The sequence below is a fragment of the Sphingomonas oligophenolica genome (genome assembly GCF_006438955.1).
Lineage (GTDB): Bacteria > Pseudomonadota > Alphaproteobacteria > Sphingomonadales > Sphingomonadaceae > Sphingomonas > Sphingomonas oligophenolica_A.
The window spans coordinates 240,456-255,603 of sequence record NZ_RCZK01000003.1 but is presented as its reverse complement, the minus strand read 5'-3'; the positions used below and the strand labels follow the sequence as shown (position 1 = coordinate 255,603).

General features: G+C 67.4%; 14 protein-coding genes. 11 read left to right on the top strand and 3 right to left on the bottom strand.

Features of this window, described 5'->3' with window-relative positions; all coding sequences use genetic code 11:
• The first annotated feature begins 1 nt into the window (after window position 1).
• Together EAH84_RS05965 and era are read left to right on the top strand one after the other, a co-directional pair.
• The gene (locus tag EAH84_RS05965; protein ID WP_140869200.1) at window positions 2-379 is read left to right on the top strand and encodes a GIY-YIG nuclease family protein; all 378 of its coding nucleotides are present in this window, start codon (window positions 2-4) and stop codon (window positions 377-379) included.
• Window positions 376-1,269, top strand: coding sequence for a GTPase Era (gene era / locus EAH84_RS05960; protein WP_194150360.1), 894 nt, complete (start codon window positions 376-378; stop codon window positions 1,267-1,269). The genes EAH84_RS05965 and era overlap by 4 nt, the downstream gene beginning before the upstream one ends.
• 103 nt (window positions 1,270-1,372) lie before the next feature.
• Here the strand turns inward: era and EAH84_RS05955 are convergent, their stop codons facing one another.
• Window positions 1,373-2,152 carry a crotonase/enoyl-CoA hydratase family protein gene (locus tag EAH84_RS05955; protein ID WP_140869194.1) on the bottom strand — a complete coding sequence of 260 codons (780 nt, stop codon included), beginning with the start codon at window positions 2,150-2,152 and terminating at the stop codon, window positions 1,373-1,375.
• Window positions 2,153-2,231: 79 nt separating this feature from the next.
• Between EAH84_RS05955 and EAH84_RS05950 the strand changes: the two genes are divergently transcribed.
• Both EAH84_RS05950 and EAH84_RS05945 read left to right on the top strand, forming a co-directional pair.
• Entirely contained in the window at window positions 2,232-2,672 is a 441-nt protein-coding gene (locus tag EAH84_RS05950; protein WP_140869192.1) for a PaaI family thioesterase, read from the top strand.
• Complete coding sequence (locus EAH84_RS05945) at window positions 2,669-3,082, top strand: PaaI family thioesterase (RefSeq protein ID WP_140869189.1); 414 nt, start codon at window positions 2,669-2,671, stop codon at window positions 3,080-3,082. Before EAH84_RS05950 ends, EAH84_RS05945 begins: the two co-directional genes overlap by 4 nt.
• A 135-nt stretch (window positions 3,083-3,217) precedes the next feature.
• On the opposite strand, the gene EAH84_RS05940 is transcribed toward EAH84_RS05945, so the two are convergent.
• Window positions 3,218-4,501, bottom strand: coding sequence for a PQQ-dependent sugar dehydrogenase (locus EAH84_RS05940; RefSeq protein ID WP_140869186.1), 1,284 nt, complete (start codon window positions 4,499-4,501; stop codon window positions 3,218-3,220).
• A 195-nt stretch (window positions 4,502-4,696) separates the two neighbouring features.
• On the opposite strand from EAH84_RS05940, the gene rimP reads away from it, so the two are divergent.
• The 7 genes from rimP to EAH84_RS05905 all read left to right on the top strand — a co-directional run bounded on the left by rimP (window position 4,697) and on the right by EAH84_RS05905 (window position 11,703).
• Window positions 4,697-5,314 (top strand): ribosome maturation protein RimP, encoded by a 618-nt coding sequence (gene rimP, locus EAH84_RS05935; protein WP_140869183.1) that lies wholly within the window; start codon window positions 4,697-4,699, stop codon window positions 5,312-5,314.
• Window positions 5,314-6,993, top strand: coding sequence for a transcription termination factor NusA (nusA, locus tag EAH84_RS05930; RefSeq protein ID WP_140869181.1), 1,680 nt, complete (start codon window positions 5,314-5,316; stop codon window positions 6,991-6,993). Before rimP ends, nusA begins: the two co-directional genes overlap by 1 nt.
• A complete protein-coding gene (locus tag EAH84_RS05925; protein ID WP_140869179.1) occupies window positions 6,993-7,223 on the top strand; it encodes a tautomerase family protein in 231 nt (76 codons plus the stop codon). Before nusA ends, EAH84_RS05925 begins: the two co-directional genes overlap by 1 nt.
• Window positions 7,204-7,965 carry a DUF448 domain-containing protein gene (locus EAH84_RS05920; protein WP_140869176.1) on the top strand — a complete coding sequence of 254 codons (762 nt, stop codon included), beginning with the start codon at window positions 7,204-7,206 and terminating at the stop codon, window positions 7,963-7,965. Before EAH84_RS05925 ends, EAH84_RS05920 begins: the two co-directional genes overlap by 20 nt.
• The gene (gene infB, locus EAH84_RS05915) at window positions 7,962-10,676 is read left to right on the top strand and encodes a translation initiation factor IF-2 (RefSeq protein ID WP_140869173.1); all 2,715 of its coding nucleotides are present in this window, start codon (window positions 7,962-7,964) and stop codon (window positions 10,674-10,676) included. Before EAH84_RS05920 ends, infB begins: the two co-directional genes overlap by 4 nt.
• 162 nt (window positions 10,677-10,838) lie before the next feature.
• The gene (gene rbfA, locus EAH84_RS05910) at window positions 10,839-11,219 is read left to right on the top strand and encodes a 30S ribosome-binding factor RbfA (RefSeq protein WP_140869170.1); all 381 of its coding nucleotides are present in this window, start codon (window positions 10,839-10,841) and stop codon (window positions 11,217-11,219) included.
• A 19-nt stretch (window positions 11,220-11,238) separates the two neighbouring features.
• A complete protein-coding gene (locus tag EAH84_RS05905; protein ID WP_140869167.1) occupies window positions 11,239-11,703 on the top strand; it encodes a GNAT family N-acetyltransferase in 465 nt (154 codons plus the stop codon).
• 12 nt (window positions 11,704-11,715) lie between these two features.
• Here EAH84_RS05905 and EAH84_RS05900 read toward each other — a convergent pair whose 3' ends face one another.
• Window positions 11,716-15,105 (bottom strand): amidohydrolase family protein, encoded by a 3,390-nt coding sequence (locus EAH84_RS05900; protein WP_140869164.1) that lies wholly within the window; start codon window positions 15,103-15,105, stop codon window positions 11,716-11,718.
• Between the last annotated feature and the right edge of the window lie 43 nt (window positions 15,106-15,148).

Genomic DNA, 15,148 nt, shown 5'->3' with positions numbered 1-15,148 from the left:
AATGTCGTTCTGGGCATACATCCTGCGCTGCGCAGACGACAGCTTCTACACCGGTCACACCGACAATCTGGAAACGCGCATTGGCGCTCATCACCTGGGGATCGGGTGCGCGCACACCCGCAAACGTCGGCCAGTAACCCTTGTCTGGTGCCAGGAATTTCCCTCGCGAATGGAATCGCTGGAATCAGAACGCCGGATCAAGGGCTGGTCGCGTGCCAAGAAACAGGCATTGATCGATGGCGATTGGGATCGGCTCAGCCTATTGGCGAGGAATCGACAATGCCCTTCGACAAGCTCAGGGCGAACGGAGGTGGTGCGTTCATCCCCGACCGTTCGGGCTGAGCCTGATTCCCTTGCTCCGAAAGACCAACGATCATGACCCAATCCTGCGGCCTCGTCGCCATCGTCGGCGCGCCGAATGCGGGCAAGTCGACGCTCGTCAATGCGCTCGTCGGGCAGAAGGTCGCGATCGTCAGCCCCAAGGCTCAGACGACGCGCGCGCGGTTAATGGGGGTGGCGATCGAGGACCAGACGCAGCTGTTGCTGGTCGATACGCCGGGGATTTTCGAGCCCAAGCGGCGGCTCGATCGCGCGATGGTCGCCGCCGCCTGGGGCGGGGCGGAGGGCGCCGACGTCCTCGCGCTCGTCGTCGATGGCAAGGGCGGGGTCGGAGCCAAGGTGACCGCGATCATCGAGAGCCTCGTCGGGCGTCCCGAGCCCACCTATCTGATCCTCAACAAGGTCGATGTCGCCGACAAGCCCAAGCTGCTGCTCCACGCCGAGCGGCTGAACGCGTTGCTGCCATTCACCGAGACGTTTTTCGTCAGCGCCGGCACCGGGGATGGCGTGGCCGAACTCAAGACCGCGTTTGCCGCCGCGATGCCCGAAGGACCGTGGCATTATCCCGAGGATCAGGTCTCCGACGCCAGCGAGCGCAGCCTCGCCGCCGAGGTGACCCGCGAACAACTCTATCTCCAGCTCCACGCCGAACTCCCCTATGCGAGCACGATCGAGACCGAAACCTATGCCGAGCGCGACGACGGATCGGTCGAAATCCACCAGCAGATCCTGGTCGAGCGCCCGACCCAGCGCGCGATCGTGCTCGGCAAGGGCGGCGCCCGAATTCGCGAGATCGGCGCGCGCGCCCGCGCGGAACTGGCGGGGATCATGGGCAAGCCCGTCCACCTCTACCTCCACGTCAAGGTAAAGCCGGGCTGGGACGAGGACCGCGAGACCTATCGCGACATCGGGCTCGACTGGGTGGAGTAGCCTTCGTCACCCCGGGCTTGTCCCGGGGTCCAGGGTCACGAGTATTGCGCTGTTTGGCTCTGGATGCCGGGACCAGCCCGGCATGACGGGGGGGGGTGCCGCCTCAATCCACAAACACCGCCTCGCGCTTGGCCATGTTGGCGGCCACCGCCTCCATCATGTTGGGCTGGCCGATCACCTTGATCTGCTCGGTCGTTTCCGCCTCCAGCATCGCACGCGGATCGGCGTCGTGCGCCATGTTGCAGAGCCGCTTCGCGCCACGGATCGCGTGCGGATTGCGCGCCGCGATCGCCCGCGCGAGGTCCATCGCCGCGGCATGCGGATCGTCGGCGATGCGCGTCACGAAACCGTGGACGAACGCTTCCCCCGCATCGAATTCGCGCGCGGTATAGACCAGTTCGCGCAGCACGTCGTCGCGCACCAGCCCGCGCCAGATCGGGAACCCCGCCATATCGGGGACGAGCCCCCAATAGGTCTCGCGGATCGCGAACCGGCTGTCCGGCGCGCAGATCCGGATGTCCGCCCCCGACATGATCTGGAAACCCCCACCGAACGCGACGCCATGGACCGCGGCGATCACCGGCATCGGCAGGTTGCGCCAGCCCCAGGTGACGTGCTGCGGCAGGATGCTGCCCTGGTCGTTGCGCTCGCGCCCGGTCCCCGAACCACCCCCTGCCATGCTCGCCATGTCGAGCCCCGCGCAGAACGCGCGCCCCTCGCCCGACAGCACGACGCAGCGCACGTCGGTGCGGCGCGCAAGCGAATCGATCGCCGCGCCGATCGCGGCGAACATCGCGGGGTCGAGCGCGTTCATCTTGTCCGCGCGGGTCAGGCGGACGTCGGCGATCTGGTCGGTGACGGTGATGGTGACGCGGTCGGTCATGGTTCTCTCCTGCTCGGCGTCACGCTAACCCAAGCAAGGCACGTTACGCTACCGCGTTCGGCGTGTAGGAGAGCGCCGGATGAGTGGTTTCGATCTCGATCGGTTCATGGCGCGCGGCACCTGGGGGCATGGCGGACGGCTGGGCATTCGCCTTCACGCGCATGAGGCGACGTGGGTCGAGATGGCGCTGCCCTATTCGGAAGACCTGATCGGCGATCCGGCGAGCGGTGTGCTCGCGTCCGGCCCGATCATCGCGTTGATGGACATGACGACCAGCCTGGCGGTGTGGCGACGCGTCGACGCGTTCGTGCCGCACGCGACGCTCGACCTCAGGATCGATTATCTGCGCCCCGCGACGCCGGGCCGCACCGTGATCGGCCGCGCCGAATGTCTGCGCGTGACGCGCTCGATCGCGTTCACGCGCGGCTTGGCGCACGACGGCGACCCCGCCGATCCGATCGCTAACGTCGCCGCGACCTTCATGCTGCCGCAGGGCGCGTACCCGGGAACCGAGCGATGAAGCTGCCCCCCTACGCCGATGTGCTGAAGGCCGAGGTCGAGCGCGACGCCGACGGCGCACCGATCCTGGTCATGCCGTTCCACGACGACGTGGTCGGGCGCCCCGGCTTCCTTCAGGGCGGCGCGATCTCCGGGTTGCTGGAGGTCGCCGCGATCGCCGCGCTCCAGTATGCGCTGGAAGGCGAAGGCGACAATGAAGGCGGCGATGAAGGCGGCGGCGCGGCGCGGATCAAGCCGATCAACGTCACGATCGATTTCATGCGCGGCGGGCGCGACAAGACCACCTACGCCTCGGGGACGATCACCCGGCTCGGCAACCGCGTCGCCAACGTCGTCGCCACCGCCTGGCAGGACGACCCCGCCAAGCCGATCTCGGCGGCAAGGATGAACTATCTGATCGTCCGGGACTGATTGCAATCCTCCCCCGCCAGGGGGAGGTGGCAGCCGTCTGGCTGACGGAGGGGGAGGACCCCCAACGATGGTTGGTCGTTCCCTCCCCCTCCGACCCGCTACGCGGCCCACCTCCCCCTGGCGGGGGAGGATTAATCACGGCTTCGCCAACCGCAACAACGCCCCGTTCGACCCGCGGCCACCATCCTCGAGCACCCAGATCGCGCCATCGGGCGCCTGCGCGACATCGCGGATGCGCGCGCCCATGGCCCATTGGTCGACCGCGGTCGCCTTCGCGCCGTCGAGCGCGACCCGGATCAGCGCCTTGGCAGAGAGCGCGCCGATCAACAGCGAACCCTTGTACTCGGGGAACATTGCGCCGGTATATTCGATCATCCCACCCGGCGAGATCACCGGATTCCACCATAGCACCGGTTCGGCGAGATCGGGGCGGCTCGGCTGGTCGGGGATCGGCTGGCCCGAATAATTGTCACCGTTCGAAACGATCGGCCAGCCGTAATTCTTGGCCGGTTCGATCAGGTTGAGTTCGTCGCCGCCCTTCGGCCCCATCTCCTCTTCCCACAGCCGCCCGTCACGCGTGAAGACCAGCCCGTACGGGTTGCGATGCCCGCTCGACCACGTCATCGCCTCGACACCACCCCTGGCGTAGGCCGGGTTGTCCGCCGCGGCCTTGCCGTCGAGCGTCAGGTGGACGATCTTGCCGAGCGCCTGCCCGGGGTCCTGCGCGGGCGTGAAGCGCTGGCGTTCGCCCGAGGTCAGGAACAGCGATTTGCCATCGGGCGCGAACGCGATGACCGATCCGAACTGCCCGCCCGGCCCGTTCGATCCCGACCGCCAGATCACCTGCACGCCCTCGAGTGATACCACCGGATAACAGGGCGCGCGCACGCAGGTGACCGGTTTCGACACCAGCCTGCCCTTGGCCAGCGCCAACGCCGGGCCGCCCGCGCCGGATTCGGCGTAGCTCAGATACACCACGCCGCTGTCTGCAACATCGGGCGCGACCGCGACATCGAGCAACCCGCCCTGCCCGCCGGTCTCGACCGCCGGCACACCCGCAACGCCGACGATGCCGCCATCGGTTTCGCGCAGCTTCAGCGTGCCGCCCTTCTCGGTGACGAGCAGCCGTCCGTCGGGCAGGAACGCCATCGCGAACGGCGAATCGAATGTCCCCAGCGTCGTGATCGCAAACGGTGGCTTGCTGTCGGCCAGGTTGGCGCGGCCCGTCGTCGCGGGCACGTTCGCCACCGTCGCCTTGGGCGCATTGTTCGGTACCGCGTCGGTCGCGCCCGGCGGCTGCGGCATCGTCGGCGTTTCCGCTGCGGCGCCGGGCTGTTGCGCGTTCGGGGACGCGGGGTTGGTTTGCGCGGTGCACGCGGTGCCGACGAGCAGCGTGGCGATCAGAAGGACGCGATTCATGGGAGACTCCTGGATGTGTCAAGACCAACGCCCCGGATGGCGCGCGGTTGCCGCCTTGCGCCGCGCGACGGCTGCGCGTATATCATCCTCGAACTCTTACATCGTCAGGTGAAAGAAGTCGCGGGGCTCAGCTCCGCGGCGCCTTCCACCTGTATCTGGCCACCTGTATCTAGCCACCTATATCCGGAGCACCCCATGGCGGACATCGCCGCATTGACGCAATTGATCGAGCCCGAGGCACGCAGCCTCGGCTTCGACCTTGTGCGCGTCAAGATGATCGGCGGCAAATCCGATCCCACGCTCCAGGTGATGGCCGAACGCCCCGACACCCGCCAGCTGACGATCGACGATTGCGCCGAACTGTCGCGCCGCATCTCCGACCTGTTCGACGAGCAGGACCCGATCGAGGCGGCGTACCGGCTCGAGGTGAGCTCGCCCGGCATCGATCGCCCCCTGACCCGCCTTGCCGACTATGGCGACTGGGCGAGCCACGAAGTCCGGGTCAAGCTCGTCGAGCCGATCGAGGGTCGCAAGATCCTGACCGGCGACATCGTCGGAGTCGGGGTCGGAACTGAGGGCGACGCGGTGACGATCGATGTCCGCGGGCATCACGCGATGACGGTGTCGTTCGTGCAGATTCAGGACGCCAAGTTGACGATCACCGACCGGTTGCTCGCCGCCACCGCCCCCCTCTCGTCGGCTGAAGCCGACGAGGTATTCTATCAAGCGGCGCCGAGCGACGGCGCCGACGAATTCGACGATATTGACGACAACGATGCGTCCGACGAGACGCCCATTGAGGAACTGAACTGATGGCCACCCCCGCCGCTTCCGGCCCCGCCTCCGCTGGCGTCGCCACCGCCAACCGCGCGGAACTGATCGCGATCGCCAATGCGGTCGCGACCGAAAAAATGATCGACAAGGCGATCGTGATCGAGGCGATGGAGGACGCGATCCAGCGCGCCGCCAAATCGCGCTACGGCGCCGAAAACGACATCCGCGCCAAGCTCGATCCCACCACCGGCGATCTGCGCCTGTGGCGCGTCGTCGAGGTGGTCGAGGCGGTCGACGATTATTTCAAGCAGGTCGACGTCAAGGGTGCCGAAAAACTCCAGCCGGGTGCCGCGATCGGCGACTATATCGTCGATCCGCTGCCCCCGATCGAATTCGGGCGGATCGCCGCGCAAGCCGCCAAGCAGGTGATCTTCCAGAAGGTCCGCGATGCCGAGCGCGAGCGCCAGTATGAGGAATATAAGGACCGCGCAGGTGAGATCATCACCGGCGTCGTCAAGCGCGTCGAATTCGGCCACGTCGTCGTCGACCTCGGCCGCGCCGAAGGCGTCATCCGCCGCGACGCGCAGATCCCGCGCGAAGTCGTCCGCGTCAACGATCGCATCCGCAGCCTGATCCTGAAGGTCGTCCGCGAAAACCGCGGCCCGCAGATCTTCCTCAGCCGCGCGCACCCCGATTTCATGAAAAAGCTGTTCGCGCAGGAAGTCCCCGAAATCTACGACGGCATCATCACGATCATGGCCGCCGCCCGCGATCCCGGCAGCCGCGCGAAGATCGGCGTGATCAGCCGCGATTCGTCGATCGACCCGGTCGGCGCGTGCGTCGGCATGAAGGGCAGCCGCGTTCAGGCGGTCGTCCAGGAAATGCAGGGCGAGAAGATCGACATCATCCCGTGGTCCGAAGACACCGCGACTTTCGTCGTCAACGCGTTGCAGCCCGCATCGGTCAGCCGCGTCGTGATCGACGAGGAAGAGGACCGGATCGAGGTCGTCGTTCCCGATGACCAGCTGTCGCTCGCGATCGGTCGCCGCGGCCAGAACGTCCGCCTCGCCAGCCAGCTCACCGGCAAGGCGATCGACATCCTGACCGAACAGGACGCGTCCGAAAAGCGCCAGAAGGAATTCACGACCAACACCGAATTGTTCCAGGGCGAGCTCGACGTCGACGAGACGCTCGCGCAGCTGCTCGTCGCCGAAGGCTTCGGCAGCCTCGAAGAGGTCGCCTATGTCGAACTCAACGAGATCGCGGGAATCGAAGGCTTCGACGAGGATCTGGGCCAGGAGCTCCAGAGCCGCGCGCAGGAAGCGCTCGACCGCCGCGAAGCCGTCGCGCGCGAAGAACGCCAGGCGATGGGCGTCGAGGATGCGCTCGCCGACATGCCGTACATCACCGAGGCGATGCTGGTGACGCTCGGCAAGGCGGGGATCAAGACGCTCGACGATCTCGCCGATCTCGCGACCGACGAACTGGTCGAGAAGAAGCGCGTCGAACCGCGCCGCCGCAACGAGGACGCCCCCAAGCGCCCCGAGCCCAAGGGTGGCATCCTCAGCGATTATGGTCTCAGCGACGAACAGGGCAACGAGATCATCATGGCCGCGCGCGCGCACTGGTTCGACGAAGAACCCGCCGCCGCGCCGTCCGATGCCGCCGAGCCTGCCGACACCAGCGAGACCGAAACCGCGGAGGGCGACGAAGCCTGATGCCGTTCGTCTCGATCCGCATCTCGGGGTCCGCGACGAAGGACCAGAAGGCCGCCGTCGTCGCGGACGTCACGCGCTCGCTCGTCGATCGGCTGGGCAAGAATCCGGCGGCGGTGCAGATCGTGATCGAGGAAGTCTCGACCGAAAACTACGCCGCGGGCGGCCAACTGATCGCCGACCGCGATGCGCCGGGAAGTCGGGAGGACGCGCATGCGGCACCCGACCGATGAGGCGCTGACGGTAACCGACCGCGATGGGGGCGACCCCATCCGCTCGTGCATCCTGACCCGCGACCGCGAGGCGCGCGATCATCTCGTGCGGCTCGCGCTCGCGCCCGACGGTCAGGTGTGGCCCGACGTCCGCGCCAAGGCCCCCGGGCGCGGCGCGTGGATCGGGGTGACCCGCACCGAACTCGAAGCCGCAATCGCCAAGAAGCGCTTGCGCGGAGCGTTGGCGCGCGCGTTCAAGGGGGAGCCCTTCACGATTCCCGACGACCTGCCGACGCTGATCGAGACCGCGCTCCACCGCAACGCGATGGATCGGCTCGGCCTCGAATCGAAAAGCGGCACGCTGCTGACCGGGTCGGACAAGATCGCCGCCGCGGCGCGATCGGGGCAGCTCGCCGCGCTCTATCACGCCGCCGATGCGGCGGTCGACGGCAACCGCAAACTCGACCAGGCATGGCGCGTCGGGTCGGATCGCGAGGGGTCCGACCTCAGGGGCTTGGCACTGCCGATCCCGCGACCCATATTGTCGTTGGCGCTAGGCCGCGAGAATGTGGTACATATCGGTCTGACCGACCGCGCTGCAGCGGAGCGGGTGAGCAAGGCGCTCGCTCGCTGGCTGCATTTTATCGGACCTGACCTGCCCTGCGTGCCCCGCGAATCCCCCTCGCGAGGTTCATCCGCGCCGGAATCGTCCGGCCCCGACACGGCCCCCATGGGCACAGACGAATACGAGGAACTTGAGTGAGCGAGACCGACAACGAGAAGCCGAAGCTTGGCATGCGCGCGCCCCTCGGGCTGAAGCGCACGGTCGAGACCGGCCAGGTGAAGCAGAGCTTCAGCCACGGCCGCTCGAACACGGTGATCGTGGAGACCAAGCGTCGCCGCGTGCTGCGCCCGGGTGACGCTGCGCCTGCTGCCGCCGAGGTCGCGCCCGAACCGACGCCCGCCCCGGTCGAGGCCAAGGCCCCCGCGCCCGCGCCGACGCCGCGCGCGCCCACCGACAATCTGTCGGCGCAGGAACGCCAGACCAAGCTGTTGCGCGAAGCCGAAGAGCAGCGGATGAACGCGCAGGAAGACGCGCGCCGTCGTCAGGACGCCGAACGCGCCGCCAGCGCGGACGAGGAACGCCGCCGCGCCGACGAGAACAAGCGCGCCGAGGAGGAAGCCGCCAAGGCGCCCGCCAAGGCAGAGCCTGCCGCTGCCGCCCCCGCGCCCGCCAAGCCCGAATCGGTTGCGCCCAAGGCTGCGACGCCCGAGCCCGAGGTCGGCAAGGCCGCGGAACCGGTGGCAACGGCTGCCCCCGAGCCAGTGCCAGCGCCTGAGCCCGCACCGCTCGCAGGCCTCGGTCTCGATCCCTCGATGCCCGCGCCGCGCCGCTTCTCGCCGGTCGCGCGTCCCGATATTCCCAAGCCGCAACCCAAGCCTGCGCCCGAACCCGCGGCGCAACCCGTCGCGGCGGGTGCGGCGGGGTCCAGGGATCGTGCGCTGCCCAGCGGCGTCGCGACCCCGCGCAACAACGCGCCTGCCAGCCGGGCGCAACCGCGCGACCGCAAGGGCGACGAACGGCGCGGCGGCAAGCTGACCGTCAACCGCGCGCTCGGCGACGATGGCGCGCGCTCGCGCAGCCTCGCCGCGCTGAAGCGTGCGCGTGAAAAGGAAAAGCGGTCCTATGGCGGTCCGCGCGAACCGCAGATCAAACAGGTCCGCGACGTCCAGGTCCCCGACACGATCACCGTCCAGGAACTCGCCAACCGCATGGCGGAAAAGGGCGCGGACCTTGTCAAGACGCTGTTCAAGATGGGAATGCCGGTTACCGTCAACCAGACGATCGACCAGGATACCGCCGAATTGCTGGTCACCGAATTCGGCCACAATATCGTCCGCGTCAGCGACAGCGACATCGACCTGGTGCTCGACACCACCGACGATTCGCCCGAATCGCTCAAGCCGCGGGCGCCGGTGGTCACGATCATGGGCCATGTCGATCACGGCAAGACCAGCCTGCTCGATGCATTGCGCGGCACCGACGTGGTGCGCGGCGAAGCGGGTGGCATCACTCAGCACATCGGCGCGTATCAGGTGACGCTCAAGGACAAGAGCCAGGTCACCTTCCTCGATACGCCTGGGCATGAAGCGTTCACGCAGATGCGCGCGCGTGGTGCCGACGTCACCGACATCGTCGTGCTGGTCGTCGCCGCCGACGACGGGCTGATGCCGCAGACGATCGAGGCGATCGCGCACACCAAGGCCGCGGGCGTCCCGATGATCGTCGCGATCAACAAGATCGACAAGCACGAGGCCAACGCAAAGAAGATCCGCGAACGCCTGCTCAGCGAAGACGTCGTGGTCGAGGGCATGGGCGGCGACGTCCAGGACGTCGAGGTCTCGGCGCTCAAGAAAACCGGGCTCGATACGCTGATCGAAAAGATCCAGCTTCAGGCCGAACTGCTCGAACTGAAGGCCAACCCCGATCGCGCCGCCGAAGGCACCGTGATCGAGGCGAAGCTCGACAAGGGCCGTGGCCCGGTCGCGACCGTCCTGATCAACCGCGGCACGCTGAAGGTCGGCGACGTGTTCGTCGTCGGCGCCGAAAGCGGCAAGGTCCGCGCGCTGGTCGACGACAAGGGTCGCCAGGTCAAGGAAGCCGGTCCGTCGATGCCGGTCGAGGTGCTCGGCCTGTCGGGCGTGCCGTCGGCGGGCGATCCGATGCAGGTCGTCGAGAACGAGGGCCGTGCGCGCGAGGTCGCCGAATATCGCCAGGGCGTGCTGCTCGAAAAGCGCACCACGACCGCGCCCGCCAGCCTGGAGACGATGTTCTCCGCGCTCAAGGACAAGCAGGCGATCGAATATCCGCTCGTCGTCAAGGCGGATACCCAAGGGACGGTCGAGGCGATCGTCGCGTCGATCAACAAGATCTCGACCGATCTCATCCGCGCGCGCGTGCTTCATTCGGGCGTCGGCGGGATCACCGAGAGCGACGTGACGCTGGCGGGTGCCAGCGGCGCGCCGATCATCGGCTTCAACGTCCGCGCCAACGCCAAGGCGCGCGAGATCGCCGATCGGCACAAGGTGGCGTTGAAATATTACGATGTCATCTACGACCTGATCGACGAGATCCGCGCCGGGATGGCGGGCGAACTCGGCCCCGAAGCGTTCGAAACCGTCGTCGGCCGCGCCGAGATCAAGGACGTGTTCTCCGCGGGCAAGCACGGCAAGGCGGCGGGTATCCTCGTCACCGAAGGCGTCATCCGCAAGGCGCTCAAGGCGCGCATCACCCGCGACGATGTCATCATCTACCAGGGCGAAATCGCGTCGCTGCGTCGCTTCAAGGATGATGTCGCCGAGGTCCGCACCGGGCTCGAATGCGGTGTCACGTTCACGCAGAACTTCACCGACATCAAGGCCGGGGATTATCTCGAAACCTTCGAAGTCGAGATGCGCGAACGCACGCTGTAGGAATCTCCCTCTCCCCTTGTGGGAGAGGGAAGGGGTCCGCTCGCGTTAGCGAGTGGGAAGGGTGAGGGGGACGTTGCGACCCCCTTACTCCCCCTCACCCTTCCGCCGACTCCGGGTCGGCTCCCTCCCTCTCCCACAGGGGGAGAGGGATTGGAGGATGAAATGAACAAGGAACCCCAGGAAAAGTCGGTCCGCACGCTGCGCGTCGGCGAACAGGTGCGTCACGTGCTGTCCGAAATCCTCGCGCGCGGCGACGTGCATGACGAAACGCTCGCGAAACACATGGTCTCGGTCACAGAGGTGCGGATGTCGCCCGATCTGCGCCACGCCACGGTGTTCGTGAAGCCGCTGCTCGGCAAGGACGAGGCGACGGTGCTGAAGGCGCTCAGGACCAACACCGCCTACCTCCAGCGCGAGGTCGCGGGCCGCGTCCAGAACAAATATGCCGCGAAGCTGAAATTCCTTGCCGACGACAGCTTCGACGAGGGCAGCCACATCGACGGCTTGCTGCGCGATCCCAAGGTCGCGCGCGATCTTAGGTGACCGCTACAGCTTCCGCGCGATGATCCGCGCGGACCTGCCGATGGTCAGGCGCTGGCTCGACACGCCCGGCGCGCGGCGCTGGTGGGGCGAACCCGAACGCGAGGCGGGGTTGCTGACCGAGGATCTCGACGAACCCGCGATGGCGATGCTGATCGTCGCGCATCACGGCACGCCGTTCGCCTTCGCGCAGCATTATGCGGTCCATACCTGGCCTTCGCCGCAGTTCGCGCACCTGCCCCGCGGCACCCGCGCGATCGACACCTTCATCGGCGATCCCGCGATGATCGGGATGGGGCATGGCAGCGCCTATGTCCGGCTGCTCGCGCAGCATCTGCGCGGCCGCGGCGTGCCGATCGTCGCGATCGACCCCGCGATCGGCAACTACCGCGCGCGCCGCGCCTATGCGCGCGCCGGTTTCGTCAAGGAACGCCGCGCCATCCCCGCCGCGAAACGCCCCGCCGCGGTGATGCTGTTTGATTCGTAGCGCACGACGGCGTCAATCCCCGCCGGTCGCACTCTCCACCGCGGGCATCCCGCCGAGGCCGTTGCCCGCCTGCTGCCACCACAACGGCGCGGTCTTGCGGGTGCCGGTCGCGACCTCGTTCATCGTCGCCGAATCATAGAGCCGCCCGCCGAGCATGACCGACTCGATCTTGTCCGAATTGCGGATGTCGACGGTCGGATCGGCGTTGAGCACGACCAGATCGGCGAGCTTGCCGACTTCGAGCGAGCCGACGTCCTTGGCATAGCCCAATGAGGTCGCGGGCATGATCGTCCCCGCCCGCAGCGCCTCGACCGGCGACCAGCCACCACGCACGAAACTCCACATCTCCCAATGCGGGCCCAGCCCCGATTGCTGGCCGTGCGCGCCGATCGACACCTGGACGCCCTTGTCGGCGAGCTTCTTGGCCTCGCGTGCGCTCTCGTCGTCGACGAACGCATCCTCGGGCGCCATCGTCCGCCGTGCGTTCTGCGCGAGCAGCATCGCCGGCGGCTCGTATTTCGAGACGATCGGGTGCTTCCACACGTCCATGTGCTGGCGCCAATACGGATCGCCCGCGAGCCCGCCGTACGTCACGACGAGCGTCGGCGTGTAGTTGGTCTTGGTCTGCGTCCACAGATCGACCACGTCCTTGTAGAAATGCTCGACCGGCAGATTATGTTCGAGCGTCGAATTGCCGTCCTGGATCAGGCTGATGTCCATCTGGTACAAGGATCCGCCCTCGGGCACGACCTCCATCCCCTCCGCCTGCGCGGCAGCGACGACCATCTGGCGCTGTTCGCGGCGCGGCTGGTTGTAGTTCTTGACGCTATGCGCGCCCTCCGCCTTGAGGCGGCGGACATCGGCGAGCGCGTCCTCATAACTGTCGATCTCCGCATACACATCGGGCGATTTCGCGCCGTAGATGATCTCCCCGGTCGAGAAGATGCGGGGCGCGACAATCTTGCCCGCGCGCTGCATTTCCGACGCGACGAAGATTTCGGCGGCGCGCGCGGAGGGATCGTGGATCGTCGTCGCCCCCATCGCCAGGTTGAGCAGCGATACCCAATTCTGTTGCGGGACGAGGTCGTCCTCGCCCTGCGGCCCGTGCGCGTGCGCGTCGACCAGGCCGGGGATGATCGTCTTGCCCGCGACATCGATCGTCTTCGCGCCCGCGGGGATCGCCACCGCCGCGCGCGGGCCGACCGCGACGATGCGGTCGCCGCGGATGACGATGACGCCGTCATCGACGATCCCGCCTGCCGTGTCGGACATCGTCACGATCCGCGCGCCGGTCAGCGCGATCGTCCCGGTCGGCTTGTCGGCGGCGACGTCCATCGACAGCGACACCCCGGTCGCGGGGGGCACGAACTTCGGCGCATCGTCGGCGACCGGGGCGTCGCGGAACAGCGTGTCGGTCGCGACGGTGTAGAGCGTCGGGCCGAGCGACCAGTGCAATCGGTCGCCGCCGTTCGACCAGTTGATGAAGTCCGCGCCCTCGCCGCTCGCGCGGGTCACGGGGAGCGCCCCCTTCTTGGTTTCGACGCTCACCTCCTGCGCGCCGGGCATCAGCGGCATCACGAACGCCTCGTAATTCTGGCGGAACGCGACGAAGCGTCCGTCGGGCGACACCTGGTAATCGTTGACGAGCTCGCCCGAGGCATGGACGCGTTTGGCCTGGCCGCTCATGTCGGTGCTGACGAGCTGGCGCTTACCCTTTTCGGTCGCGATGAAGAACACGCGGTCGCTCGCGGTCGCGAATTGCGGCTCGCTGCCCTTGGCGATGACGAGGCCGGCGGTACCGCCAGTGGCTGCGACCTTGTAGATGCCGGGATTTTCGCTGCCGCGCGCCGCGGTGAGGAAGCCGCCCTCGGTCCGCTGGAAGACGATCGTCTTGCCGTCGGGCGCAAAGCGCGGGAAGCTGTAATGCCCGGCGAGGCTGGTCACGTCCTTCGCCGATCCGCCCCCCGCCGCCACGGTGCGGACCTGCCCCAGCCCCGCATCGGTCCAGCCGATAAACGCGATCCGGCTGCCGTCGCGCGACCAGCTCGGCCACATCTCGAACGCGTCGCCGTCGCCGCTGACGAGCCGTTTGGGCGCACCGCCCGCGACCGGCTTGGTCCACAATTTGCCGAGCGTTTCGAACACCACCGTGCGCCCGTCGGGCGACACGCTCGCCCAGCGCGGCATCTTCGTAATGACGCTGTCGGGCGACACCGCGACCTGCGGGTGGGTCGCATCGATCACGACACGCTCGTCGTTGACCGCAAACGGGATCACGCTGGACTCGGCGCCATCGGCGTTCGCGCGGCGGATCTTGCCGCCCGCCCAGAACACGACGCTGCGATTGTCGGGGGTCCACGCCATGTTGGGATAGACCCCGGTGACCGCCCAGGTTTCCTGGACGTCCTGGTCGAGCGCGTCGTAGATCTTGCGCTCCTCGCCGCTCGCCATATCCTTGACGTAGAGCTTCGAGCGGCCCGCCTCGCGCCGGACGAACGCGATCCGCTTGCCGTCGGGCGAGGGCGTCGGGCGGACCGACCCGCCTGCCCCCGACACCGCGGTCGTCGTCTCGCCGGTGTCCATGTCGTAGCGCAGGATGTCGAACAGGTCGGTATAGCTGTTCTGCGCATATTCGAAGATTGGGCCGGGGGTGACGTTCTTGGTGAAGAACACCGATTTGCCGTCGGCGGCGTAGATCGGCTCGCCGAGTTCTTTCTGGAATACCTCGTCGGGCTTCTTGACGAGCGGCACCCCGCCGCCGCCCGCGACCGAGTATAACCACACCTCGCCGGTGCCCAATGACCGCCCGGTCGTGAAATGCTTCTTGGCGACGATAAACCGCCCGTCGGGGCTCCAGCTCGGCTGGTTGAGGAGGCGAAAATCCTCCTTGGTCAGCTGGCGCTTGTCGCTGCCGTCGACGTTCATGATCCAGATATTGTCGCCCCCTGCGCGATCGGAGACGAACGCGATCCGCCTGCCGTCGGGGGAAAAGCGCGGCTGGTGTTCGTAGCTCAGCCCAGCTGCGATCCGGCGCGGCGTCCCGCCCGCGATCGGCATCGTGTAGATGTCGCCGAGCAGGTCGAACGCGATTCGCTGCCCGTCTCGTGCGACGTCGACGTTCATCCACGTCCCCTCGTCGACCGCGATCGGCACGGTGTGCGTGGTGAGGCCGCGCGGCGCCTCGACGTTCCATTTGTCGGGCTTCTTCGCCGCGGCGGGGGTCGGCGTCGGCGCGGGAGTCGGCAGCGGCAACGATCCCGTGACGCGCTGATCGGGGTTGAGCACCTGGTTTTCGGGAGCCTGCGATTGTGCGGGCTTCTCGGTCTGTTGCGGCGGTGCGGTCTGCGCGGTCGCGGGGGCAGCCAGCAGCATCGCGATTACCGCGGTCACGTCGTTACGCATCGATTGGTCCGTCCCCGTTATCTTTTATGTCGCCAGACTAGGC

Coding starts and splice junctions, on each gene's coding strand:
- EAH84_RS05965 (WP_140869200.1), top strand. CDS start 2: ATGTCGTTCTGGGCATACATCCTGCGCTGCGCAGACGACAGCTTCTAC.
- era (WP_194150360.1), top strand. CDS start 376: ATGACCCAATCCTGCGGCCTCGTCGCCATCGTCGGCGCGCCGAATGCG.
- EAH84_RS05955 (WP_140869194.1), bottom strand. CDS start 2,152: ATGACCGACCGCGTCACCATCACCGTCACCGACCAGATCGCCGACGTC.
- EAH84_RS05950 (WP_140869192.1), top strand. CDS start 2,232: ATGAGTGGTTTCGATCTCGATCGGTTCATGGCGCGCGGCACCTGGGGG.
- EAH84_RS05945 (WP_140869189.1), top strand. CDS start 2,669: ATGAAGCTGCCCCCCTACGCCGATGTGCTGAAGGCCGAGGTCGAGCGC.
- EAH84_RS05940 (WP_140869186.1), bottom strand. CDS start 4,501: ATGAATCGCGTCCTTCTGATCGCCACGCTGCTCGTCGGCACCGCGTGC.
- rimP (WP_140869183.1), top strand. CDS start 4,697: ATGGCGGACATCGCCGCATTGACGCAATTGATCGAGCCCGAGGCACGC.
- nusA (WP_140869181.1), top strand. CDS start 5,314: ATGGCCACCCCCGCCGCTTCCGGCCCCGCCTCCGCTGGCGTCGCCACC.
- EAH84_RS05925 (WP_140869179.1), top strand. CDS start 6,993: ATGCCGTTCGTCTCGATCCGCATCTCGGGGTCCGCGACGAAGGACCAG.
- EAH84_RS05920 (WP_140869176.1), top strand. CDS start 7,204: ATGCGGCACCCGACCGATGAGGCGCTGACGGTAACCGACCGCGATGGG.
- rbfA (WP_140869170.1), top strand. CDS start 10,839: ATGAACAAGGAACCCCAGGAAAAGTCGGTCCGCACGCTGCGCGTCGGC.
- EAH84_RS05905 (WP_140869167.1), top strand. CDS start 11,239: ATGATCCGCGCGGACCTGCCGATGGTCAGGCGCTGGCTCGACACGCCC.
- EAH84_RS05900 (WP_140869164.1), bottom strand. CDS start 15,105: ATGCGTAACGACGTGACCGCGGTAATCGCGATGCTGCTGGCTGCCCCC.